At 69.3% G+C, this 23,055-nt stretch carries 18 protein-coding genes; 9 read left to right on the top strand and 9 right to left on the bottom strand.

Annotation, left to right across the window (positions count from 1 at the left end):
• The first annotated feature begins 3 nt into the window (after positions 1-3).
• The gene (locus FXO19_RS16210) at positions 4-1,092 is read left to right on the top strand and encodes an arabinan endo-1,5-alpha-L-arabinosidase (protein WP_223115528.1); all 1,089 of its coding nucleotides are present in this window, start codon (positions 4-6) and stop codon (positions 1,090-1,092) included.
• Positions 1,093-1,180: 88 nt separating this feature from the next.
• Here the strand turns inward: FXO19_RS16210 and FXO19_RS16205 are convergent, their stop codons facing one another.
• The 5 genes from FXO19_RS16205 to FXO19_RS16185 all read right to left on the bottom strand — a co-directional run bounded on the left by FXO19_RS16205 (position 1,181) and on the right by FXO19_RS16185 (position 8,641).
• Positions 1,181-1,573, bottom strand: coding sequence for an STAS domain-containing protein (locus tag FXO19_RS16205; RefSeq protein WP_149196161.1), 393 nt, complete (start codon positions 1,571-1,573; stop codon positions 1,181-1,183).
• Entirely contained in the window at positions 1,570-2,007 is a 438-nt protein-coding gene (locus FXO19_RS16200) for an ATP-binding protein (RefSeq protein WP_149196160.1), read from the bottom strand. Before FXO19_RS16200 ends, FXO19_RS16205 begins: the two co-directional genes overlap by 4 nt.
• On the bottom strand, positions 2,001-3,992 hold the full coding sequence (locus FXO19_RS16195; protein ID WP_149196159.1) for a SpoIIE family protein phosphatase: 1,992 nt from the start codon (positions 3,990-3,992) through the stop codon (positions 2,001-2,003). Before FXO19_RS16195 ends, FXO19_RS16200 begins: the two co-directional genes overlap by 7 nt.
• 153 nt (positions 3,993-4,145) lie before the next feature.
• The gene (locus tag FXO19_RS16190; RefSeq protein ID WP_149196158.1) at positions 4,146-5,708 is read right to left on the bottom strand and encodes an alpha-N-arabinofuranosidase; all 1,563 of its coding nucleotides are present in this window, start codon (positions 5,706-5,708) and stop codon (positions 4,146-4,148) included.
• 203 nt (positions 5,709-5,911) lie between these two features.
• A complete protein-coding gene (locus FXO19_RS16185; protein WP_149196157.1) occupies positions 5,912-8,641 on the bottom strand; it encodes a TonB-dependent receptor in 2,730 nt (909 codons plus the stop codon).
• Between the two features lie 443 nt (positions 8,642-9,084).
• On the opposite strand from FXO19_RS16185, the gene FXO19_RS16180 reads away from it, so the two are divergent.
• Complete coding sequence (locus tag FXO19_RS16180) at positions 9,085-10,098, top strand: aldose epimerase family protein (RefSeq protein WP_149196156.1); 1,014 nt, start codon at positions 9,085-9,087, stop codon at positions 10,096-10,098.
• A 44-nt stretch (positions 10,099-10,142) separates the two neighbouring features.
• Here FXO19_RS16180 and FXO19_RS16175 read toward each other — a convergent pair whose 3' ends face one another.
• Positions 10,143-10,931 (bottom strand): cytochrome C assembly family protein, encoded by a 789-nt coding sequence (locus FXO19_RS16175; protein ID WP_149196155.1) that lies wholly within the window; start codon positions 10,929-10,931, stop codon positions 10,143-10,145.
• A 264-nt stretch (positions 10,932-11,195) separates the two neighbouring features.
• On the opposite strand from FXO19_RS16175, the gene ffh reads away from it, so the two are divergent.
• The 7 genes from ffh (at position 11,196) to FXO19_RS16140 (ending at position 16,631) form a co-directional block, all read left to right on the top strand.
• Entirely contained in the window at positions 11,196-12,560 is a 1,365-nt protein-coding gene (ffh, locus tag FXO19_RS16170) for a signal recognition particle protein (protein ID WP_149196154.1), read from the top strand.
• Positions 12,561-12,579: 19 nt separating this feature from the next.
• The gene (locus FXO19_RS16165; protein WP_149196153.1) at positions 12,580-13,377 is read left to right on the top strand and encodes an aminotransferase class IV family protein; all 798 of its coding nucleotides are present in this window, start codon (positions 12,580-12,582) and stop codon (positions 13,375-13,377) included.
• Positions 13,378-13,582: 205 nt separating this feature from the next.
• The gene (gene rpsP, locus FXO19_RS16160; protein WP_149196152.1) at positions 13,583-13,849 is read left to right on the top strand and encodes a 30S ribosomal protein S16; all 267 of its coding nucleotides are present in this window, start codon (positions 13,583-13,585) and stop codon (positions 13,847-13,849) included.
• 37 nt (positions 13,850-13,886) lie between these two features.
• Positions 13,887-14,402, top strand: a complete 516-nt coding sequence (rimM, locus tag FXO19_RS16155; RefSeq protein ID WP_149196151.1) for a ribosome maturation factor RimM — start codon at positions 13,887-13,889, stop codon at positions 14,400-14,402.
• A gap of 226 nt (positions 14,403-14,628) precedes the next feature.
• Positions 14,629-15,378, top strand: coding sequence for a tRNA (guanosine(37)-N1)-methyltransferase TrmD (trmD, locus tag FXO19_RS16150; protein WP_149196150.1), 750 nt, complete (start codon positions 14,629-14,631; stop codon positions 15,376-15,378).
• A gap of 195 nt (positions 15,379-15,573) precedes the next feature.
• Complete coding sequence (gene rplS, locus FXO19_RS16145) at positions 15,574-16,029, top strand: 50S ribosomal protein L19 (protein WP_149196149.1); 456 nt, start codon at positions 15,574-15,576, stop codon at positions 16,027-16,029.
• Positions 16,030-16,232: 203 nt separating this feature from the next.
• On the top strand, positions 16,233-16,631 hold the full coding sequence (locus tag FXO19_RS16140) for an RNA-binding S4 domain-containing protein (RefSeq protein WP_149196148.1): 399 nt from the start codon (positions 16,233-16,235) through the stop codon (positions 16,629-16,631).
• 352 nt (positions 16,632-16,983) lie between these two features.
• On the opposite strand, the gene katG is transcribed toward FXO19_RS16140, so the two are convergent.
• From katG to mutS, 3 genes are all read right to left on the bottom strand, one after another.
• Positions 16,984-19,278: a catalase/peroxidase HPI gene (gene katG, locus FXO19_RS16135; RefSeq protein WP_149196147.1), complete on the bottom strand. Its 2,295-nt coding sequence runs from the start codon at positions 19,276-19,278 to the stop codon at positions 16,984-16,986.
• 195 nt (positions 19,279-19,473) lie between these two features.
• Complete coding sequence (locus FXO19_RS16130; protein WP_149196146.1) at positions 19,474-20,094, bottom strand: DUF937 domain-containing protein; 621 nt, start codon at positions 20,092-20,094, stop codon at positions 19,474-19,476.
• Between the two features lie 233 nt (positions 20,095-20,327).
• Positions 20,328-22,907 (bottom strand): DNA mismatch repair protein MutS, encoded by a 2,580-nt coding sequence (mutS, locus tag FXO19_RS16125; protein WP_187775818.1) that lies wholly within the window; start codon positions 22,905-22,907, stop codon positions 20,328-20,330.
• Positions 22,908-23,055 lie beyond the last annotated feature (148 nt).

Below are 23,055 nucleotides of genomic sequence, written 5' to 3'. Positions count from 1 at the left end.
GTCATGGCAACGATCCACTCGACGACCCGCCGCCGTCGCTTGCACGCCATGCTGCTGTCGTGCATGGCGCTCGCACCTTGGGCCGCGGCCGCGCAGGCGCCTGAGCATCCCTCGTCGATGCTGCACGACCCGCCGGTCGCGCAGCAGCGCGAAGGCTACTGGGCCGACGTGCTCGCGCACGATCCGGTGATGATCCGCGAGGGCGACACCTGGTATCTGTTCGTCACCGGACCGGGCATCTCGGTCTACAGCTCGCCCGACATGAAGAAGTGGAAGGCCGAGCCGCCGGTGTTCCCACAGATCCCCGCCTGGGCCTACGACGTCGTGCCGGACTTCAACGGCCACGTCTGGGCGCCGGACATCTCCTATCACGACGGCGTCTACTCGCTGTACTACTCGATCTCCTCCGGCGGCAAGAACACCTCGGCGATCGGCGTGGCCACCAGCACCACGCTCGACCCTGGAGATCCCGCATTCGGGTGGGTGGACCACGGCATCCTGATCCGCTCGGTGCCGGGCCGCGACCTGTGGAACGCGATCGACGCCAATCTGGTCGAGGACGACGACGGCACGCCCTGGCTCAGCTTCGGCTCGTTCTGGAGCGGACTGAAGCTGGTGCGCCTGGGCGCCGACCGCCGCAGCATCGCCCAGCCGCAGGAATGGCACACCATTGCCCGGCGCGAGCGCCCGTTCGATGCCGACGACCGCACCGCCGCGCCCGCGGCGCTGGAAGCGCCTTTCATCTTCCGCAAGGACGGCTGGTACTACCTGTTCCTGTCCTGGGACAGCTGCTGCCGCGGCGTGGACAGCACCTACCGGATCATGGTCGGCCGCTCGCGCGATGTGCGCGGCCCGTACCTGGACAGGGAAGGCAGGCGCCTCGACCAGGGCGGCGGCACCCAGGTCCTCGCCGGCACGCCGCGCTGGCCAGGGCCCGGCCACAACAGCGCCTACACCTTCGACGGCAAGGACTACCTGGTCTTCCACGCCTATGACACCGAGGACGGCGGCCGGCCCAAGCTCAAGATCGCCGAGTTGGGCTGGGACGCGGACGGCTGGCCGATAGCGGATGCTGCGGTGCTGGAGCCTTGATTTCTCCGAAGCAAACCCCGGCTTTGCCGGGTGACTGTCAGACCCTTGCAGTGGGCCTTGGCCCACCATGCTCGTCCGCGATGACGCTTCAATCGTCGTCCTCGTCGCCCTCCAGCACCTTGCGCTGCATCGCGTCCAGGTACGCATCGGCTTCCGCCGTCGACGAGAAGATCTCGTTCATGGGCACTGCCTTCACCAGGTCGAACACCTTCTGGATCTGCGGCTGCGGATCGACCACCAGCACCTTGCCGCCGTGCGCGGCCAGGGCCTTGCGGGCCTTGAAGATGGAACGGATGCCGGCGCTGCTGATGTACTCCAGACCGGTCAGCTCCAGCACCAGCACCGACCCGCGCGGCGGAGCGGCCAGCAGCGGGGCGAGGCTGGCGTCCAGTTGGGCGTGGCTGTGAGTGTCCAGGCGGCCGGCCAGCGCGACGCGCTGGTTGCCGTTGGCCGGCGGATGGATCTGGATGTCGAGGCTCATGCTTGCTTCTCCGGCGTGGGGATGCGCAGGGTGACGCGCAACAGGTTGTGGTCGTCGCTGCGGCGGTAGTCGATTTCCTCGGCCAGTTGCTTGATCAGGTACAGGCCCAGTCCGCCGATCGGACGATCGTCCATGTCCGCGTCCAGGTCGGGCGGCGGTGCGCTCATCGGGTCGAAGGGCGCGCCGTCGTCACGGAACCGCAGGGTCAGCAGGTCGTCGCGGATGGCGATGTCCACCGACAGTTCGTGCTGCCCGACCGGCATGCCGTCGGGGCCGCCGTGCTCGATGGCGTTGCTGGCCAGTTCCTCCACGATCAGGCGCACGTCGTCGCGCACGCCGTGGACTACGCCGTGTCGGGTGAGCACCGTTTCCAGCGAGGCGTTGAGGTCTTCCACGCGGGCGTGCTCGCCCGGCACGATCAGTTTCATCAGCATGGCGTCGCTTCCGGTTCGGCAAGAAGGGTAGGGATGGGTTCGTGGCTCAGACGGATCGCCAGCACGGTGATGTCGTCGGACTGCGGCGCGCTGCCGGCGAAACCGTGCACTTCGGCGATCAGCCGCTGGCAGTTGTCCAGCGCGCTGTGGCTGGGTCGGATTACCGCCAGCAGGCGCTCGCTGCCATAGGCTTCGTTATTGAGGTTGAAGGCCTCGGTCACGCCGTCGGTATAGGCCAGCAGGCTGGCGCCGGGGTGCAGGCGGCCCCGCCACAGCGGGAAGTCCTCGCAGACCTCGAAGCCCAGCGGCGGGCCGTTGTCCAGCGCCAGCATTTCCGCGCGGCCATCGGCGTGCAGCAGCACCGGCGGGTCGTGACCGGCGCTGGCCAGCACGCAGTCGCCGCTGCGCACGTCGATGCGGCCGCACAACACGGTAGCGAACATGCAGGTGTCGTTGCCCTGGACCAGCCGCCGCGAGGCCTCGGCCAAGGCCTGCGCGGGCGAATCGGCGGCCTGACTGGCGACTTCCAGCACGGTGACGGCACGGGCCATGAACAGCGCCGCGGGTACGCCCTTGTCGGACACGTCACCGATCACGAACCACAGCTCGCCGTCGCCGCGCTCGATGAAGTTGTAGAAATCCCCGCCCACCGCCTTGGCCGGTTCCAGCACCGCCTGCGCATCGAGCTGGCTGTGGCCGCGGCCGATCACCCGGCCCAGCGGCAGCATCGCCAGCTGGATGTCGCGGGCGATCGACAGCTCGCTTTCCAGCTTCTGCCGGGCCGCGCCCATCTCCTCGATCTCTGCCAGTTGACGCCGGATCGAGTCGCGCGCGTGTTCCAACGTGCGTGCCATCAGCCCCACCTCGTCGCGGCGGCCGGTGTGGGCGATGGGCGTGCGGTAATGGCCACGGCCCATCTGCGCGGCCGAAGCCGCTAGCTGCTCCACCGGCCGGCTGACCTGCCTGGCCAGGCGTCGCACCAGCAGCGTGCTGACCAGCGCCAGCAGCACCCCGGCCGCCAGCAGCAGGTACAGCGCCCGGTTCAGTCGTGCGACGACCAGTGCGTAGGATTGCGCCACCAGCAGCGACCAGCCGCTGTCGGCGACCGGCTCGACCACGGTGTAGCGCTTCTCGCCGCTGGAATCGTCGATGTGGACGTAGTGCATGGGGCGTTGCAGACGCACCGCCTCGGCCGCCTGCCCCAGGTCGGTGCGCCCGGCATTGCGAATGTAACCGTCGAGTGTCTGGCGCAGGGCCACGTCCGGAATGGTGCTCATGGCCAGGGTGCCGGCGGGCGCGACCAAGGTCACCCGCCATCCCGGCAGGTAGGCCAGGGTCTCGATCGATTCGGTCAGCGTATCCAGCGGCAGGTCCAGACTGACCATGCCGCGGGCGCCGCCGCCGTCGCGTGCGCGCAGCGGCAGGTTGTAGGTGACCGTCCACACGCGGCCGGCGGTTTCGTTGAGATAGGGCTCGGACCACCAGCCGTCGGCGGTGGCCAGGGTGCGCCGGTACCAGGCCTGGGCGCGATAGTCGTAGCCGTCGGCGACGAAGTCGCGGTCGTTGCCGGTGGCGGCGATGTAGCGCACGAAGGCGGCCTCGTCGGGGCGTTCGGGTTCCAGCGCCAGCAGCCCGCCGCTGACGCCCGGAGTGGCCTGGACGAGGGCGCGCAAGCTGGCGCTCAGCTGCTCCGGCTGCGGCCGGGCATCAATCACCAGGTTCGCCACGCCGTGCGCGGTGATCGTCACCGTACGCAGCGTCCGTCCCAGACGCTCGGCCGCCTCGCGTGCGCTGGCGCGGGTGTCAAGTTGGGCGCCGTCGATGATCATCTGGCGCATGAACCACGCCGTGGCGACGGTGACCAGCAGCAACAGCAACAGGGTGATCAGCCCCGACCACAGCGCGATCCGCGTGCGCAGGCTGCCGCGCCAATGGACCGCGTCGGCCTGCACCTGCGGGTCGTGCTCCTCGTCGTTGCCGGGCATGCCGGTATCCCCAATGTCCCCAAGGCGATCATAGTCCCGCCCGCCCGCGCCGCTCCGGCACAGTTCTCATTTCGAGATGCCGATAGTGAAACGGACGAATACCGGTTGCCCGGGAAGCGCGGCGCGGCGTTGTGCCGCGCCGCGTCGTGTCGATCATTGCAGCTGCAGCATCACCACGGACTTGGCCGGCAGGTCGACCGTGAGCTGTCCGCCATCCACCCGGGCGCCGTCGAAGTCGGCGGGCTCGACCGTCTCGGGCTGGTCGAAGGTGTTGTGCGAATCGATCGCCGGTGCGGTCAGGATGCGGCCGGAGACGCGGGTGGCGTCGTGGCCCTGCAGCCCGACCGAAACGGCCGCGCCACGGTTCGCGTCGAGGTTGGTCAGGGCAACGTAGACGTGGCCGTCCTTGCCGCGGACGGCCGAGCCGTGCACTGCGGGCACGGAGTAGTCGGCGTGCTCGTAATTGGGCGCCTGGATCTCCAGGGGCAGGTGGGTGGCGTCCTGGAAGGGGCGGTACAGCTCGAAGGCGTGGTAGGTGGGGGTGAGCAGCATGTTGTCCTCGTCGGTGAGGATCATGGCCTGCAGCACGTTGACCATCTGCGCGATGTTGGCCATCTTCACCCGGTCGGCGTGCCGGCTGAAGATGTCGATCGTCAGCGAGGCGACCAGCGCGTCGCGCAGCGTGTTCTGCTGGTGCAGGAAGCCGGGATTCACGCCGGGCAGGCCGGCGTACCAGGTACCCCATTCGTCGACGTACATGGGGACCTTCTTCTCCGGGTCGTACTTGTCCATGATCGCGCTGTGGCGGGTGATCAATTCGTCCATGTACAGGGCGCGTGACAGGGTCTCGATCCACGCGTCCTCCTCGAACTCGAACGAGAAGCCGCGCGGCGGCCAGTCGCCGACGACGGTGTAGTAGTGCACCGACAGCGCGTCCATGTGGTCACCGGCTTCGCGCATCATCACCTCGGTCCAGTTGTACTCGTCGGAGTTGGCGCCGGCGGCGACCTTCACCAGTTCCTGGTCGTGGGGCGCCTTGACGAAGGTCTGGTAGCGGCGGTGCAGGTCGGCGGCGTACTCGGGGCGCATGTTGCCGCCGCAGCCCCACAGCTCGTTGCCGACGCCGAAGAACGGCAGCTTCCATGGCTGCTCGCGGCCGTTGGCGCGGCGTTCCTCGGCCAGCGTGGATTTGGTGTCGGAGGTGATGTACTCGACCCAGGCGGCCATCTCTTCCGGGGTGCCGTTGCCGACGTTGCCGGAGACGTAGGCGTCGGTGCCGATCAGTTCGGCGAAGTCCATGAACTCGTGGGTGCCGAAGGTGTTCGGTTCCTCGACGCCGCCCCAGTGGGTGTTGACGCGCACCGGGCGCTGGTCGCGCGGGCCGATGCCCTCGCGCCAGTGGTACTCGTCGGCGAAGCAGCCGCCGGGCCAGCGCACCACCGGCACCTCGAGCCTGCGCAGCGCCTCGACCACGTCGTTGCGGTAGCCGCGGGTGTTGGGGATGGGCGAGTCCTCGCCGACCCAGATGCCGCCGTAGATGCCGGAGCCGAGATGCTCGGCGAACTGGCCGAAGATGTGGCGGCTGACGGTGTCGCCGGGCGCGTCGGCGCGGAGGGTGGCGCGCACCTCGGCGGCATCGGCAGGCTGGGCGGCCGCGGGGAACGCGGCCAGTACGGCGGCCAGGGAGAAGGCGTGGAGCAGGCGCTTCAACGACATCGGGGGATCTCCTTGTTGCGGGTGCGGCGATGCGGTGCTGGGCAACTTCTGTAACGTTCGTCTGGTGCAGGCTGAGGTGATTTTCGACGGCGAAGCTGATCAAGCGGTTTTATAGCAGCCGGAGGTTGGTCCATCTTGGGCCTGGCGCCGGGATGACGAGCAAATGCGCATCCGGGTGCCGGATCGGGTCCCGGTGCCTGCGGTTACAGGCGAAAGCGTAGCCCGAACGAAATCGTGCGTTCCGCGGATCCGACGTCGCGCGGGTACAGGTACTCGTCGCCGAAATAGTTCCGGGTCGCCTTGCCCAGCAGGTTGGTGGCTTCCAGTGACAGCGTCATGTGCGGGTTGACGTCGTAGTTGAGTTGGAAGTCCAGGCTCTCCACCGGCGCGACGTAGATCGCCGACGGCTGCGCGCCGGTCTCGCTGAAGCTGATCGCGTAGTCGTCGCGCCAGTTGTAGGCCAGCCGCGCCGAGATCGGGTCGCGCTGGTAGATCAGGATCGCGTTCCAGGCGCGGTCGGAGACGTTGACCAGGTCCTGCATCTCGCCGGTCGGGGATTCGGTCTCGGCGGAAATGAAGGTGGTGTTCAACTGCGTGCCGAAGCCGGACAGCCAGCCCGGCAGGAAGTCGAAGAACTGGGTATAGGCCAGTTCGATGCCCTTCAGCGAACCGCTGCCGGTGTTGCGGGGGCGGGTGATCGAGTACGAAACGCCGTCGATGACCTCGTCGCTGGCATAGGTCTGGATGTAGCCCTCGATGTCGCGATGGAAGGCGGTGGCCGAGAGCAGCGATCCGGGCTTGAAGTACCACTCCAGCGACAGGTCGGTATTGGTCGATTCGACCGAGTCCAGGTCCGGGTTGCCGCCGCTGCCGCGGGCCGGCAGGGTCTCGGTCTCCTGGAACAGCGACAGCTGCGGGTTGAGCGCTTCGAAGTCGGGGCGGGTGACCGACTTGCCGAGCCCCAGGCGTAGCAGCAGGTCGTCGCGCAGCGCCAGGTTGGCGCTGAAGTTGGGCAGTACTTCGGTGTCGCTCTTGTCGATGTCGACTGGGCTCTGCACGCCGTCGACGATCTCGGTGCCCTTGAGCTCGGAGTCGAGCCGCACCACGCGCACGCCGAGCCTGCCGGTCAGCGGCATGTCGCCGATGTCCAGCGCGTAGTTCGCCTGCAGGTACGCGGCGTAGGTGTCCTCGGCGTCATCGAAGAACAGCGCCGGATTCACCTGCGGCGCGGCCGGGTCGTGGCCCATCGCGGTGCGGATGACGGACGACTGGTCGAGCAGGAAGCGGCGGTTGGGGATCATCCAGCGGCTGGTCGAGATCTCGCGCTCGCCGTCGAGCAGGCCGCCCGGAGTGACATCGGCCAGCCCCGGAATGTCGTCGACGAACACCTGGCTGCCGCTGACGTTGAAACGGCCGCCGGTGTCCGCGGCGATGTTGATCGCCTTGCGCAGGCTGGCGCGCACGCCGGCGTCGATCGCATTCACCGGTCCGGCGTCGACGAAGAAGGTCGCGTCGGTCTTCCACGACCAGTCCTTGCCCTCCTGCCGGCTCCAGGCGTCGTAGTACTGCTCGAGCCAATAGTGCGACGGGTCGGTGACGTCGAACGCGCTGCCGTCGGCGTTGCTGGCCAGGGCGTCGGAGGCGCCGCCATTGGAGAAGTCTACGCGCAGGCGCGGCGCGATGAAGGCGGTGTCGAGAATGAAGCTGCGGTTGTCGGCGGTGCTGTAGGTATAGGCCAGCTCGGTGTTCACCACCGCGTTGTCGCCGGTCCACTTCCAGCCGACGGCGCCCTGCCAGGTATCCGAGGCATCATCGAACGCCTGGTTGCTGGTCAGAGTGAACATGTCGCGCGCCACCACGCTGTCGACCACGTTGCTGTCCGGGCGCAGCGTCACCGACTCCGTGTTGTCGGGATTGGCCAGGCCGGGCAGCGGGATCCAGAAGTTGAGCTGCGAGTCGTTCTGGTAACCGACGTAGAAGCCGTCGAAATAGATTTCGCTGCGCTCGCTCGGTTGCCACTGGAACGACACGTTGGCGGCCTTGCGATCGCGGTCGCCGCGCGAGTAGATCGAGCCGACCACGAACGGCATGAACACCTGTTCCGCGGGATCGGCCGGGTTGGCGATCAGGTCGTAGGTGCCGTTGAAGGTGTTGCTCTCCAGGTAGCGCTGCGACTGGTACGAGGCGCTGGCCATGAGGCCCATCTTGCCGACGCCGCTGTCCCAGAGCCGGTTGACGGTCAGGCTGCCGATCGGATCGGTCTTGCCGGACTGCTCGCTCCGTACCGCGCGCAGACCCCCGGCGAGGGTCCAGCCGTCCTCGAAATCGAACGGCCGGCGCAGGCGCACGTCGATCAGGCCGGCGATGCCGCCCTCGATGTGCTCGGCGGCGCTGGTCTTGTAGACGTCCACGCGTTGCAGCAGGTCGGCTGGGATGTCGGCCAGGGCGATTCCGCGCCCGGTGGTGGTGAACACGTTGCGGCCGTTGAGCGTGGTGACGACGTTGGGTAGGCCGCGCACCAGCACCGTGCCGACCTCGCCGGCGCCGCGCGTGACCTGCACGCCGGTGACGCGCTGCAGGGCGGCGGCGACGCTGTTGTCGGGCAGCTTGCCGATGTCCTCGGCGACGATGGAATCGGTGATCTCGGTCGCCTGCTGCTTGAGCGCGATCGCGCTGGCGATGCTGCCGCGCACGCCGCGCACCTCAACCGTCTGCAGGTCCTGCACGCCCGCCGCGGGTAGCGGGCAGGGGGCGTCGGGATCGGCGCCCTCCGGGCAACTGGTCGGGGAATCGTCCGGCGGGTCCGGCGGCGGGTCGGCCTGCTGCGCGAACGCGGTGGTCGCGATGGTCTGGGACAACGCTAACGCCAGGGCGGCGGGCAGCGCGGATCTGATCAGGCGACGTGAGCGCCCGCCGTCGTGCACGATTTTCATCGTGGTTCACCCCTCCCGGTTTTGTTCTCAGGCGTTGAAGCCGGAAGGGACATGCCCGATGCGATCATCGACCGCGGATCCCTTCGCCTTCTTGTTCTTGTGGCGCCACACCCGCCTTGATGGTGTGGCCGCGGCCCGAGAATAGTGGAGGTGCCTGATAACCTACTAATGAATTAAACGAGCATATCGATATTTGAATTCGTATCGATTAGCCGGACGCCGGTCACGTTGCGGCGTTCCGCAGCGAATCCGCTTGCGAACGATCCGATCATCGCGGCCAGGCATGCCGGTTTTGATATCGCCGGGGATCGTGAAGTGCCTGATACCTTATCCATGAAACAGGCGAGCATGGCGTCTTCCTGCTCCCTGCGACCTGCCGCGGCCGACGGGACCGGCGTCCGTTGCCGGTGACTCGTTACGTCCGCAACCGGAGGAAAAGGTGCATGGCCGCACGACAACGCGTATTCGGCCGCCTCGACGACGACACTCCGGTCCATGCGGTCACGCTCGGCGACGACCAGGGGCTGCGTGCGGAGGTGCTGGCGTTCGGCGGAATCCTGCGCAGTCTGAGCCTGCCGACCGCCCGGGGCAGGACCGAACTGGTGCTCGGGCTTCCCGATCTGCAGGACTACCGGCGGGACAGCGCCTACCTGGGCGTGATCGCCGGCCGCTTCGCCAACCGCATCGCCGGTGCGCGCTTCGCGCATGACGGCCGTGCGTATCGGCTCGACGCGAACGCAGGCGATCATCACCTGCATGGCGGCAACTGCGGCTTCGGTCGACGCCTGTGGCGGATTCTCGACCACGACGGCAGGCGGCTGCGCCTCGGCTACCGTTCGCCGGCCGGCGAGGCGGGCTATCCCGGCACCCTCGCGGTCGAGGCCACCTACAGCATCGGCGACAGCACGCTGGAGTTGCTGCTCGAGGCGTGCGCCGATGCCCCGACGCCGGTCAACCTGACCGGCCACGCCTACTTCAACCTGGCCGGCGACCCCGCCGTGCCGGCGGACGCGCAGGTCCTGAGCGTGGCGGCCGACCGCTACCTGCCGGTCGCCGACGGCGCGTTGATCCCGACCGGCGAGATCGCGCCGGTCGCCGGTACGCCGTTCGACTTCCGCCGTGCGCGCCGGATCGCCGGCGCCGCCGTGCATCCGCAGCTCGTCCATGCCGGCGGCTACGACCATTGCCTGGTGATGGCCGAAGGGCAGCGCTGCCGAGCGCGGCTGGCCTCGCCGCACAGTGGTGTGGTGCTCGACCTCGACAGTCCGATGCCGGCGCTGCAGCTGTACGAAGGGCAGGGCCTGGACCGCCAGCATCCCGGACTCGGCCGCGGCATCTGCCTGGAGCCGCAAGGCTATCCGAACGCGCCGAACGAGCCGCGTTTTCCCGGCGCCATCCTCGAGCCTGGGCAGGTGTACTCGCACCTGATCCGTTATCGGCTATCGGCGGACGGCTGACGAGAGAGCGTGTCCGGCCGCATGGGTCCGACACGGTTCCGGGGTCACGCCCTGCCGAGCACCAGTTCCAGCACGAACTTGCTGCCGAAGAACGCCAGTACCAGCAGCGCCATCGCCGCCAGCGTCCAGCCGATCGCGCGCGCGCCGCGCCAACCGTAGCGCCAGCGGCCGACCAGCAGCGCGCCGAAGGCGAGCCATGACAGCACGCTGAGCACGGTCTTGTGGAGCAGGTGCTGGGCGAAGAAGTCGTGCACGAACAGCACGCCGGTGAGCAGGGTGGCGGTCAGGAGCACGAAGCCAACGGCGATACTGCGGAACAGCAGCGATTCGAGTTCGGTCAGCGGCGGCAGCGCGCGCAGCCAGCGATGGAACTCGCGTCGGCGCAGGGCACGCTCCTGCGCCCACAGCAGCAGCGCCAGCAGCGCCGCGATAGCGAGCGTCGCGTAAGCCAGCAGTGCCAGCCAGGCGTGCAGTTGCAGGCGCCAGTCGAGGCCTTCGGCACTGCGGTGGCCGGTGCCGGCGTAGGCCGCCAGCGAGACCGCGGCGAGCGGGAAGACGATCACGCCCAGCGCCGCCATGCGGCCGCGGGTGCCGTAGAGCAGGGTCAGGATCGCCATGCCCAGGCCGACCAGCGACAGCGCGGCGAAGAAGTGCAGGTCGGCGCCGCCGACATCACGCCAGGCCAGCAAGTGGAAGCCGGCGTGCGCCAGGACGGCCAAGGCTGCGGGAATCGCCCAGACCGTGGTGCCGGACCGTTCGTCGCGCGCGACCTCCCGCACCAGCAGGGCGGCGGCTGCGACGTAGAGCAGGGCGGCGATGAGAACGATTGTCATCGCGGGAGTGTCGCACATGCGCTGGCCGTACACACGGGTTCGGGACCTCGGATCACGCGCGGCTGATCCCGTAGGAGCGCGCCATGCGCGCGATGCCGCGGGTGTCGGAATCGCGAGACGAAGTCGATCCCCGCCCCGTTGCGGGCCATGTGTCTTGGCGAATGCCTGCAACCGGATACCCGCGGCATCGCGCGCATGGCGCGCTCCTACGGGGGCGTCGGTCGGGCGGTATAATTCGCGGCCGTCCACCCCCGCGTCTCCCCTATGTTCGAGTCCCTGACCCAGCGCCTGTCCGGCACCATGGAACGCCTGCGCGGCCGCGGCCGCCTGAGCGAGGAGAACATCCGCGAGGCGACCCGCGAGGTGCGCATCGCGCTGCTCGAGGCCGACGTGGCGCTGCCGGTGGTGCAGGCCCTGATCGAGCGGATCAAGGTGCGTGCGGTCGGCCAGGAAGTGCTCAAATCGCTCACCCCCGGCCAGGCGCTGATCAGGATCGTCCGCGACGAGCTGACCACGGTGATGGGCGCGCAGGCCAGCGAACTCGACCTCAACGTGCCGGCGCCGGCGGTGATCCTGATGGCCGGCCTGCAGGGCGCTGGCAAGACCACCACCGTCGGCAAGCTGGCCAAGCACCTGAAGGAGCGCCGCAAGAAGAAAGTGATGGTGGTCAGCGCCGACGTCTACCGCCCGGCCGCGATCGAGCAGCTGAAGACCTTGGCCGCGCAGGCCGGCGTGCAGTTCCATTCGTCCGACGCCGGGCAGAAGCCGGAAGCGATCGTGCGTGCGGCGATCGACGACGCCCGCAAGTCCTACGCCGACGTGCTGATCGTCGATACCGCCGGCCGCCTCGCCATCGACGAGGCGATGATGGCCGAGATCAAGGCGCTGCACGCCGCGGTCGATCCGGTCGAGACCCTGTTCGTGGTCGACGCCATGACCGGTCAGGACGCGGCGAACACCGCCAAGGCGTTCGCCGAGGCGCTGCCGCTGACCGGCGTGGTGCTGACCAAGACCGACGGCGACGCCCGCGGCGGCGCGGCGCTGTCGGTGCGCTACATCACCGGCCGCCCGATCAAGTTCATCGGCACCGGCGAGAAGATCGACGGCCTCGACGTGTTCCATCCCGATCGCGTCGCCAGCCGCATTCTCGACATGGGCGACGTGCTCAGCCTGGTCGAGCAGGTCGAGCAGCAGGTCGACAAGGACAAGGCGGCGAAGCTGGCGCAGAAGGTCGCCAAGGGCAAGAAGTTCGACCTCAACGACATGCGCGACCAGCTGGGCCAGATGCAGGACATGGGCGGCATCGCCGGGCTCATGGACAAGCTGCCGGGCATCGGCCAGGTGCCGGATCACCTCAAGCAGCAGGCCATCGGCAAGGAAGTGCCGCGCATGGTCGCGATCATCGATTCGATGACCAAGAAGGAGCGCCGCAACCCGACCCTGCTCAACGGCTCGCGTCGCGCCCGCATCGCCAGGGGCTCCGGCACCACGCCGGCCGACGTCAACAAGCTGATGAAGCAGTACCAGCAGATGGAAAAGATGATGGGCAAGATGGCCCGCGGCGGCATGAAGGGCATGATGCGCGGCCTGCAGGGCATGATGGGCGGCCGCGACATGCCGTTCCGCTGACGCGCCGACGGCCGGCGCGATGACCTCGGCCTGGATCGACGGACGCCCGGCGCCGGCCGAAGCGCTGCGCGCGCTGGCGCTGGCCAACTACGGGCATTTCAGCACGATGCAGGTACGCGGCGGCGCGGTGCAGGGGTTCGACCTGCACCTGCGGCGGCTTTACGACGCGACGCGGGAACTGTTCGGCTGCGAACTCGAGCCGGAGCGGGTGCGCACGGAATGCAGGCGCGCGTTGCAGGCGGCGGACACCGCCGACTGCACGCTGCGGGCGACCGTGTTCGCGCCCGGATACGACATCGCGTCGGCAGCGGCACCGGCGGAGCTGTGCGTCCTGGTCGCGATCCTGCCGCCGTCGCAACCCGCGGATGTCCCGCTCCGGGTGAAATCGTTCCGCTACCGGCGCGAGGCCCCACACATCAAGCACGTCGGCACGTTCCCGCTGTTCCACCACCGCCGGCTCGCGGTGCATGGCGGTTACGACGATGCGCTGTTCGTGGACGGGGACGATGGCGTCCTGGAAGGTTCGGTCTGGAACATCGGCTTCCACGACGGCGGCCAGGTGGTCTGGCCCGACGCACCGGCCCTCCGGGGCGTCACCGAGCGCCTGCTGCAGGCCGGGCTTGCGGACGCGGGCGTGCCGCAGGCCGTACGTCCGGTCGCATTGCGGGAACTGGGGGGCTTCGTCGCGGCCTTCGCGGCCAATTCGCGCGGCGTACAGGCGATCGCCGTGATCGATGCCGAACGCTATGCGGTCGAGCCGGCCTTCCTGCGCCTGCTCGCCGACGCGCTGTCCGGACGGCCCTGGCAGCCGATCTGAACCTCGCGGATCCGCGCCGCAACGGGCAAGGCCGTGAAGACTCGGCATGCGAACGGAGCGGCGCCGGTACGCCAGGGGCAACATTCTGGCGCGCTGAGCCGGGAAGCCGGCGTGTCAGGCAGGGTTTCCCACCGCCGTTCAATGGCTTACAATTCCCGACTTACCTCGCCGTCCTGGCGACTGGGCAACACAGGAAACTCCCGAAATGGTCAAGATCCGCCTGACCCGTGGCGGCGCCAAGAAGCGTCCGTTCTACCACATCATCGTCACCGACTCGCGCAGCGCGCGCGACGGTCGCAACATCGAGCGCGTGGGCTACTACAACCCCGTCGCCGCCGGCGCCGAGCAGCGCGTGGTACTCGATACCGCCCGCGTCGACCATTGGGTGGGGCAGGGCGCGCAGATGACCGACAAGGTCCGCAACCTGTACCGGGAAGCGGCCAAGTCGCAGCAGGACCAGGCTTCGGCCTGATCCGTACCGGCCGCGCCCCGGGCGCGGCCCTCCGGTCATGAACGATCCAGGACGCCGCATCCTGCTGGGCAGGATCCACGGGGCCTTCGGCGTGCGCGGCGAACTCAAGCTCGAGTCCTTCGCCGACCCGCCCGAACGGATCTTCCGCTATCAGCCCTGGCTGCTGCGCGATGCGCAGGGCCGCGAGCGCGCGCTTTCCGGCGCCCACGGGCGCGAGACCACGAAAGGCATCGTCGCCAGTTTCCCCGACGTCGACGATCGTGACGCCGCCGAGGCCCTGCGCGGCGCCGAGCTGTGGGTGCCGCGTTCGGTGCTGCCGCCGCCCGGCCCGGGCGAGTACTACTGGGTCGACCTGGAAGGCCTGCGCGTGGAAACCGTGGACGGCGTACCGCTCGGCCGCGTCGCCTACCTGTTCGAGACCGGCGCCAACGACGTGCTGGTGGCCCGCGACGACGCCCGTGAGCGGATGATTCCGTTCGTCACCCCGGACTACGTGCGCTCGGTCGATTTCGACGCCGGCGTGGTCGTGGTCGACTGGGACCCCGAGTTCTAGCGCCGAGTCGCCTCGTAGGAGCGCGTCATACGCGCGATGCCGCGGGTGCCGGCAGAATCCGGTGGATGCCGCGATCTGGGCCGGCCGGCGCGCCGGTCACCGGAATTTGCGGGCGGCACGATGCCCGCGGCATCGCGCGCATGGCGCGCTCCTACGGCGGTGCGGTCGTTGCCCGTACCATTCCCGATTCCCGATTCCCGATTCCCGATTCCCGATTCCCGGCCCCATGCGCATCGACATCGTCAGCCTGTTCCCGGAATTCGTCGCCGCCTGCGCGGGTTTCGGCGTGGTCGGGCGCGCGCAGGAGCGTGGACTGCTGTCGCTCCATGGCTGGAATCCGCGTGACTACGCCGAGGGCAACTACCGCCGTGTCGACGACCGTCCGTTCGGCGGCGGCCCCGGCATGGTGATGCTGATCGACCCGCTGCGTGCAGCCATTGCCGCCGCGCGCGCCGCCGATCCGGCGCCGGTGCGGGTCATCTACCTGAGCCCGCAGGGGCAGCGCCTGGACCAGGCCAGGGTGCGGGAGCTGGCCGGCCGCGAGCGCATGGTGCTGCTCTGCGGCCGCTACGAGGGCGTCGACGAGCGCCTGATCCGGGCCGAGGTCGACGAGGAGCTGTCGATCGGCGATTACGTGCTGTCCGGCGGCGAACTGGCGGCGGCGGTGGTGGTGGACGCGGTGGCTCGGCTGCAGGCCGGCGCCCTCAACGACGCCGAATCGGCGGCGCAGGACAGCTTCGAGGACGACGGGCTGCTGGACTGCCCGCACTACACCCGGCCGGTCAGCCATCCGCTGGGCGAGGTGCCGGAGGTGCTGCTGTCGGGCAATCATGCCGAGATCTCCCGCTGGCGCCGGCAGCAGGCGCTGGGCCGCACCTGGGAGCGGCGGCCGGACCTGCTCGACGAGCAGGGCCTGTCCCCGGCCGACCGCGCGCTTCTTGCGGACTACCGGCGGGACCGGGACGGCGGAAGCTGAAGCGTCAGGCGGAAAGCCCGGATTTGCCCGGCCAGGAAGCCCAGGGCCAGCTTCTCCCCTCGTTTCTCGCGCCGAGGCTAAGCCCTAGCCACACAAGGGAATTTGTCGTTACAATACGCGGCTTACTGTTCCGCCCATGCCATGAGCGTGCGTCCACGTGCACCACGCCGACAACGACACCAACAGGCCAAGACCATGACCACCAAGCCATCCCTCAGCACCCTCCTGCAGGACTTCGAGAAAGAACAGGTCCAGCGCGCACTGCCGGACTTCGGCCCGGGCGACACCGTCGTCGTCAACGTCAAGGTCAAGGAAGGCAATCGCGAGCGCGTGCAGGCCTATGAAGGCGTGGTCATCGCCAAGAAGAATGCCGGCCTGAACTCCGCGTTCACCGTGCGCAAGATCTCGCACGGCTTCGGTGTCGAGCGCGTGTTCCAGAGCCACAGCGCCGCGATCGAGTCGGTCGAGGTCAAGCGCCGCGGTGCGGTGCGCGCCGGCAAGCTGTACTACCTGCGCGATCTGCGCGGCAAGAAGGCGCGCATCAGGGAAGACCTGTCGATCCAGGCCAAGGCCAAGAACGCCAAGGCCAGCGCCGACAAGGCCGAAGCCGCTGCCGCTGCCGCCGAAGCGGCCGCCCCCGCCGCCGAGTAGGCTGGCGGCGCACGGCTTCACGCACGGCCACCGCGAGGTGGCCGTTTGCGTTTGCGGGAACGGTCCGTTCGTTGCCATCCGGCGCTGGCCGATCGGCGGGATGCGACCGGATCATGCGGATCTCCCGGCCATGACTGGAATGGACCGGTCATCCGCGAGAGGACCATGCACGCTGGCAGATCCACTCATCTCGTGACAACGCCATGACCGATGCTCCCGACAACGTACGCCTCGACCTCTGGTTGTGGGCCGCGCGTTTCTTCAAGACCCGCAGCCTGGCGAAACAGGCGGTGGGAAGCGGGAAGGTGGACGTCGGCGGGCAACAGGCCAAACCCGCGCGCGGCGTGCGCGTCGGCGACCGGTTGCGGATCGTGCGCGGCGAGGAAACGTTCGAGGTCGAGGTGCTGGGCCTGTCCACCAGCCGCGGACCGGCGAAGGTGGCGCAGGCGCTGTACCGGGAGTCCGAGGACTCGCGCAAGGCGCGCGAGACGCGGCTGGCGGAACTGCGCGCGGCGCGCGCGGGCTATCACCCGCCGGAAGGCAAGCCGGACAAGCGTGCACGCCGGCTGATCCGCGCGCTGGGCGACATCGACGCCACGTAGCGAAGCAAGCTCGGCCTACGGGGCCGGCTGTGCCCGGGACCTCCGAGTCGCAGATCCCTGGACTTGCCGTAGGAGCGCGCCATGCGCGCGATGCCGCGGTTGCCTGCAGGATCCGGTGGATGCCGCGCTTCTGGACCGGCAGGCGCGCCGGTCACCGGAATCCGCGGGCGGCCCGATGTCCGCGGCATCGCGCGCATGGCGCGCTCCTACGAAGAGCGGGCAGGCGGGGTGGCGTCCGACCGGTTGTCGAGGGTCCGCATCGGCTGGACCAGGCGATCGGCCTCGACCCAGTCCGGGACGCCGGTACCAGGTCGAGGCTGTCGGCCGGATCTCCGGGGCCGATTCTCAGGGATCACGCCAGGTCGAAGCGATCCAGGTTCATCACCTTGTTCCAGGCCGCCACGAAGTCGTGGACGAACTTCTCCTGCGCGTCCGAGCTTGCATAGACTTCGGCCACCGCGCGGAGCTGGGAATTCGAACCGAAGACGAGATCGACGCGGGTGCCGGTCCACTTGAGCTCGCCGGTCCTGCGGTCGCGCCCTTCGAACACCTCCGCCTCGTCCGACACCGGCGTCCACTCGGTGCCCATGTCGAGCAGGTGGGTGAAGAAGTCGTTGCTCAGGGTGCCCGGCCTGTCGGTGAACACGCCGTGCCGGGCCTGGCCGACGTTGGCGCCGAGCACGCGCATGCCGCCGACGAGGACCGTCAACTCGGGCGCGGTCAGCGTCAGCAGCTGCGCCTTGTCGATCAGCAGCGCCTCGGCCGGTACGCTGAACCTGCCCTTGAGGTAGTTGCGGAAGCCGTCGGCGACCGGTTCCAGCACGGCAAAGGCGTCCACGTCGGTCTGTTCCGGCGTGGCGTCCGTTCGGCCCGGCGAGAACGGCACCGTGACCTCGCCGCCGGCATTCTTCGCCGCCTGCTCGACGCCGGCGCAACCGGCCAGCACGATCAGGTCGGCGAGCGAGACCTGCTTGCCACCGGACGCGCTCGCGTTGAACTCGGCCTGGATCCCTTCGAGGGCGGTCAGCACCTCGGCCAACTGCTCGGGCTGGTTGACCGCCCAGTCCTTCTGCGGGGCCAGGCGGATGCGCGCACCGTTGGCGCCGCCGCGCTTGTCGCTGCCGCGGAAAGTGGAGGCCGAGGCCCAAGCGGTCGACACCAGCTCGGACACCGACAGGTTCGACGCCAGGACCTTGGCCTTGAGCGCGGCGATGTCGTCGCCGTCGATCAGCGGATGATCGACCGCGGGGACCGGATCCTGCCAGAGGAACTCCTCGGCCGGTACTTCCGGGCCGAGGTAGCGGGCGCGCGGTCCCATGTCGCGATGGGTCAGCTTGAACCACGCCTTGGCGAAGGCCTCGGCGAACTGGTCCGGGTTCTCCAGGAAACGCCGGGAGATCTTCTCGTAGACCGGGTCGAAGCGCAGCGACAGGTCGGTGGTCAGCATGGTCGGCCGGCGCTTCTTCGACGGATCGTGCGCGTCGGGGATGATGGCGTCCGCGCCTTTGGCGACCCACTGGTGCGCGCCGGCGGGGCTCTTCTCCAGCTCCCATTCGAACCCGAACAGGTTCTCGAAGAAGTTGTTGCTCCACTGCGTGGGGGTGGTGGTCCAGGTGACCTCCAGGCCGCTGGTGATGGTGTCGGCGCCCCTGCCGCGGCCGAAGTCGTTGCGCCAGCCGAAGCCCTGGGCCTCAAGGCCGGCCGCTTCCGGCTCGACCGCCACGTGCGAGGCCGAGGCGGCGCCGTGGGTCTTGCCGAAGCTGTGGCCGCCGGCGATCAGGGCGACGGTCTCCTCGTCGTTCATCGCCATGCGGCCGAAGGTGTCGCGGATGTCGTGGGCCGCGGCGATCGGATCGGGATTGCCGTCGGGACCTTCCGGGTTGACGTAGATCAGGCCCATCTGCACGGCGGCGAGCGGGTTCTCCAGCTTGCGGGTGTGTACGTCGCCATCGGCATCGTCCTCCGACACCAGCACGCCGCCCGCCTTCTCCACGCCCTCCGAGCCGTGCGCGTAACGCTCGTCGCCTCCCAGCCAGGTGGTCTCGCGGCCCCAGTACACGTCCTGGTCCGGCTCCCAGGTGTCCGGGCGGCCGCCGGCGAAACCGAGGGTCCTGAAGCCCATCGACTCCAGGGCGACGTTGCCGGCGAGGATCATCAGGTCGGCCCAGGAGATCTGGCGGCCGTACTTCTGCTTGATCGGCCACAGCAGGCGGCGCGCCTTGTCCAGGCTGACGTTGTCCGGCCAGCTGTTGAGCGGCGCGAAACGCTGCTGGCCGCGGCCGCCGCCGCCGCGGCCGTCGCCGATGCGGTAGGTGCCGGCGCTGTGCCAGGCCATCCGGATCATCAGGCCGCCGTAGTGGCCGAAGTCCGCCGGCCACCACTCCTGCGAATCGGTCATCAGCGCGTGGAGATCCCGCTTCAGGGCGCCGTAGTCCAGGCGCTCGAACGCCTCGGCATAGTCGAAGCCCCCGCCCATCGGATCGGACTTGGAGGAGTGCTGGTGCAGCAGATCGATCGGCAACCGGTTCGGCCACCAGTCCCGGTTCGACGTACCGCCGCCGGCCGTGTGCTTGAAGGGGCATTTGCCGGGGATGCTGGCCTGCGCCGGATCGGTCTGCTTCGGGAGATCTTTGATCACGGTGCTCATGGCGGCTCCAGGGAGAAATGAACGGTCAGCCAACGCTACTGCCGGCGCATGAAAATATGAATTCGATTGATGCGAATGCATCGATAGCTAAAAGCTATCCGCGCTCGATGCCAACAGGAGGTCGTCATCCCGGCCCGCGCCGGGATGACACGGGCGCGATGTCGACGAACCACTTCAGGCCCGTCTCCTCGATTTTCAGGTCTTGCTGCCCAGCAGCCCGCCGCCGATCTTGAGCAGGTCGCCGAGCCCGAGTTCACCGTCGCCGTCCTGGTCGAGTACCGCCCCGAGCAGGCCCGCGGCACCGCCCTGGCGGGCGACCTGCTGTTGCTCCTGGCCCAGGACCGCGCCGAGCCCTTGCGGGGTCGCCGGACTACCGCCGCCGCCCTGGCCCTGGAACGTCTGTTTGGCCAGGAACGCCAGCACGATCGGCGCGAGGATCTTCAACAGCTGCCCGGCGCGTTCGCCGCCGAGGCCCGTGGCCTGGCCGAGCCCGGCTTCGGCGCGCTGCTGCCTGCCACCGAAGACATGGCCGAGGATGCCGGCGCCATCGGCCTGCGGCGAGGAGGCGCCGCCGAGCACCGCGCCGAGCACGCTGCCGATGTCGCCGCCGGCGTGGTTCTTCTGCAGCGCGCCGAACAGCGCTTCCGCGCCCTGCGACTGGCTGGCGTTGCGGCCCAGCGCCCCCATCAGCAGCGGCAGGGCGGTGCCGACCGCGCCCGCCGCCTGCGCCTGGCCGACGCCGAGTTGCTGCGCGATCTGCTGCAGCGGCGCGCCGTCGAGCTGGCTGAGGAGTTGATCGGTCAGGGAGTCGGTCATGACGGCGGGTCCTTATGCAATGGAGCGCGTGGTTGCGCAGGGCTACTGTAGCGCCTCGCCGCGCCATCCGTTCGCGACCTATTGCCCTTACCCGTACCACGGCGCTTGCCCCGCGGCGCCCGCCGGGAACCCGTGCAGCCGAGCAAGCTCGGCGCTACGACGTCGGTATCGGAAACGGATCGTGGAGCAAGCGCCGCACTGGGGGCACGGTGGACGGCCGGTCGTTCGCCGCGTCAGGTCAGCGATTTCAGGCGGTACAGCGCTTCCAGCGCCTGCTTCGGCGTCAGCTCGTCGGGATCCAGCGCGGCCAGGGCTTCCAGCGCCGCAGACGACGGTGCGAACAGGCCGATCTGCTGTGGGCCGTCCAGCGCCTGCGGCCGCATCGTGGCGGCCTGGGTTTCGTGGCCGCGCTGTTCCAGTTCGGCCAGGCGGCCGCGGGCGTCGCCGACGACCGATTTCGGCAGTCCCGCCAGCGCGGCGACCTGCAGGCCGAAGCTGCGGTCGGCCGGTCCTTCCTTGACCGCATGCATGAACACCAGCGAGTCCCCGTGCTCGACCGCGTCGAGATGCACGTTGGCCACGCCGCTGCCCGGCGCGGCGAGCGCGGTGAGTTCGAAGTAGTGGGTGGCGAACAGGGTGTAGCTGCGGTTCGCGCTCGCCAGGTGCCGCGCGCACGCTTCGGCCAGCGCCAGGCCGTCGTAGGTGGAGGTGCCACGGCCGATCTCGTCCATCAGCACCAGCGACTGGTCGGTGGCATGGTGCAGGATGTAGCTGGTCTCGCTCATCTCGACCATGAAGGTCGACTGGCCACGGGCGAGGTCGTCGCCGGCGCCGATGCGAGTGAGGATGCGGTCGATCGGACCGATCACCGCGCGCGCCGCCGGCACGAAGCTGCCGATGTGCGCCAGCAGTACGATCAGCGCGTTCTGCCGCATGTAGGTGCTCTTGCCGCCCATGTTGGGGCCGGTGATCACCAGCATGCGGCGGTCGTCGTCGAGGATCAGGTCGTTGGGTTCGAACGGCTCCTCGCGCACCGCCTCCACCACCGGGTGGCGGCCGCGTTCGATGCGCAGGCCGGGCTCGGCGGTCAGCTGCGGCCGCGACCAGTCCAGCGCCTGCGCGCGTTCGGCGAAGGCGGCCAGCACGTCGAGTTCGCTCAGCGCCGCGGCGCACTGCTTCAGCGCGTCGAGCCGTGCGTTGAGGGCGTCGAGCAGTTGTTCGTACAGCAGCCGTTCGCGCGCCAGTGCGCGCTCGCGCGCCGACAGTACCTTGTCCTCGAATTGCTTCAGTTCCTCGGTGATGTAGCGTTCGGCATTGGTCAGCGTCTGCCGGCGGGTGTAGTGCGTCGGCGCCTTGCCGGCCTGCGCCTTGCTTATCTCGATGTAGTAGCCGTGGACGCGGTTGTAGCCGAGCTTCAGGGTCGGGATGCCGCTGGCCGCGCGCTCGCGCGCCTCCAGGTCGACCAGGAACTGGTCGGCGTTGCCGCTGAGCGCGCGCAGCTCGTCCAGCTCGACGTCATGGCCGGCGGTGAAGACGCCGCCGTCGCGGGCCAGCACCGGCGGCTGCTCCACCAGCGCCGTCGCCAGCAGGTGCGCCTCGGCGGCGTGCTCGCCCAGGCTCTCGGCCAGGACCTGCAGGCGCGGCGAATCCAGCGGCGCCAGCAGTGCGCGCAGTTCCGGCAGCATCGCCAGGCCGTCGCGCAGGGTGGACAGGTCGCGCGGCCGCGCCGAGCGCAGGGCGATGCGCGAGAGGATGCGCTCGAGATCGCCCAGGGCGCGGAAACGCTCGCGCAGATCCGTGTCGGCACGGTTGTCGATCAGCGTGGCGACGGCATGGTGGCGCTCGCCGAGTACGCCGCGGTCGCGCAGCGGCCGGTGCAGCCAGCGCCGCAGCAGGCGCCCGGCCATCGGCGTGACCGTGCTGTCGAGCACGCCGAGCAGGGTATGGCGGTGCTCGCCGTCGACGCGGGTGTCGAGCTCGAGATGGCGGCGGGTGGCGGCGTTCATCGCGATCGCGCCGTCGCCGGTTTCCACCGCGATCGCGGTCAGGTGCGGCAGGCGCTGTTTCTGCGTCTCTTCGACGTAGCCGAGCAGGGCGCCGGCGGCGGCGATGGCGCGCGGGCGGTCCTCCAGGCCGAAGCCGGTCAGGTCGTGCAGCCCGAAGAACTGCAGCAGCTGGCGGCGGCCGCTGTCGGCGTCGAACAGCCACGGCGCGCGCCGGCGCATGCCCTTGCGCGCGGCCAGGAATGCCGGCCAGCCTTCCTCGTCGGGCAGCAGCAGTTCGGCCGGATCCAGGCGCGAGAGTTCGGCTTCGAGCTGGTCGTCGTTGGCGACCTCGTTGACCAGGAAACGGCCGCCGGCCAGGTCGGCCCAGGCCAGGCCGTAACCCTGCTTCGATCGCGCCAGCGCCAGCAGCAGGGTGTCGCGGCGTTCGTCCAGCAAGGCCTCGTCGGTCACCGTGCCGGGGGTGACGATGCGCACCACCTTGCGCTCGACCAGGCCCTTGCTGGCGGCGGGATCGCCGATCTGCTCGCAGATCGCCACCGACTCGCCCAGCGCCACCAGCCGCGCCAGGTAGCCCTCGGCCGCGTGGTGCGGCACGCCGGCCATCGGGATCGGCTGTCCGCCCGAGGCGCCGCGCTGGGTCAGGGTGATGTCGAGCAGCCGCGCCGCCTTGCGCGCATCGTCGTAGAACAACTCGTAGAAGTCGCCCATGCGAAAGAACAGCAGCACGTCCGGGTGCTCCGCCTTGGCGGCGAAGAACTGGCGCATCAGTGGCGTGTGTTCGGGCGTCTGTACGGCGCTCTTGGGCATCTGCAGGGGGCGTCTCGGGGCGGTGGACATTGTAGCGGGGGCTCCCGGCGGGGGATCGGGTGCCCGCGCCGCGGCTTTTATCTGCGACGCCAGCACGACCGCACCGCGGCACCCGGCCGTGGACGGCATTGCAGGTGCGCACCGCGTA

The sequence above is a fragment of the Luteimonas suaedae genome, from assembly GCF_008312895.1.
GTDB lineage: Bacteria > Pseudomonadota > Gammaproteobacteria > Xanthomonadales > Xanthomonadaceae > Luteimonas > Luteimonas suaedae.
The sequence above is the reverse complement of the archived record's forward strand: the minus strand, read 5'-3'. Positions and strand labels throughout refer to the sequence as shown.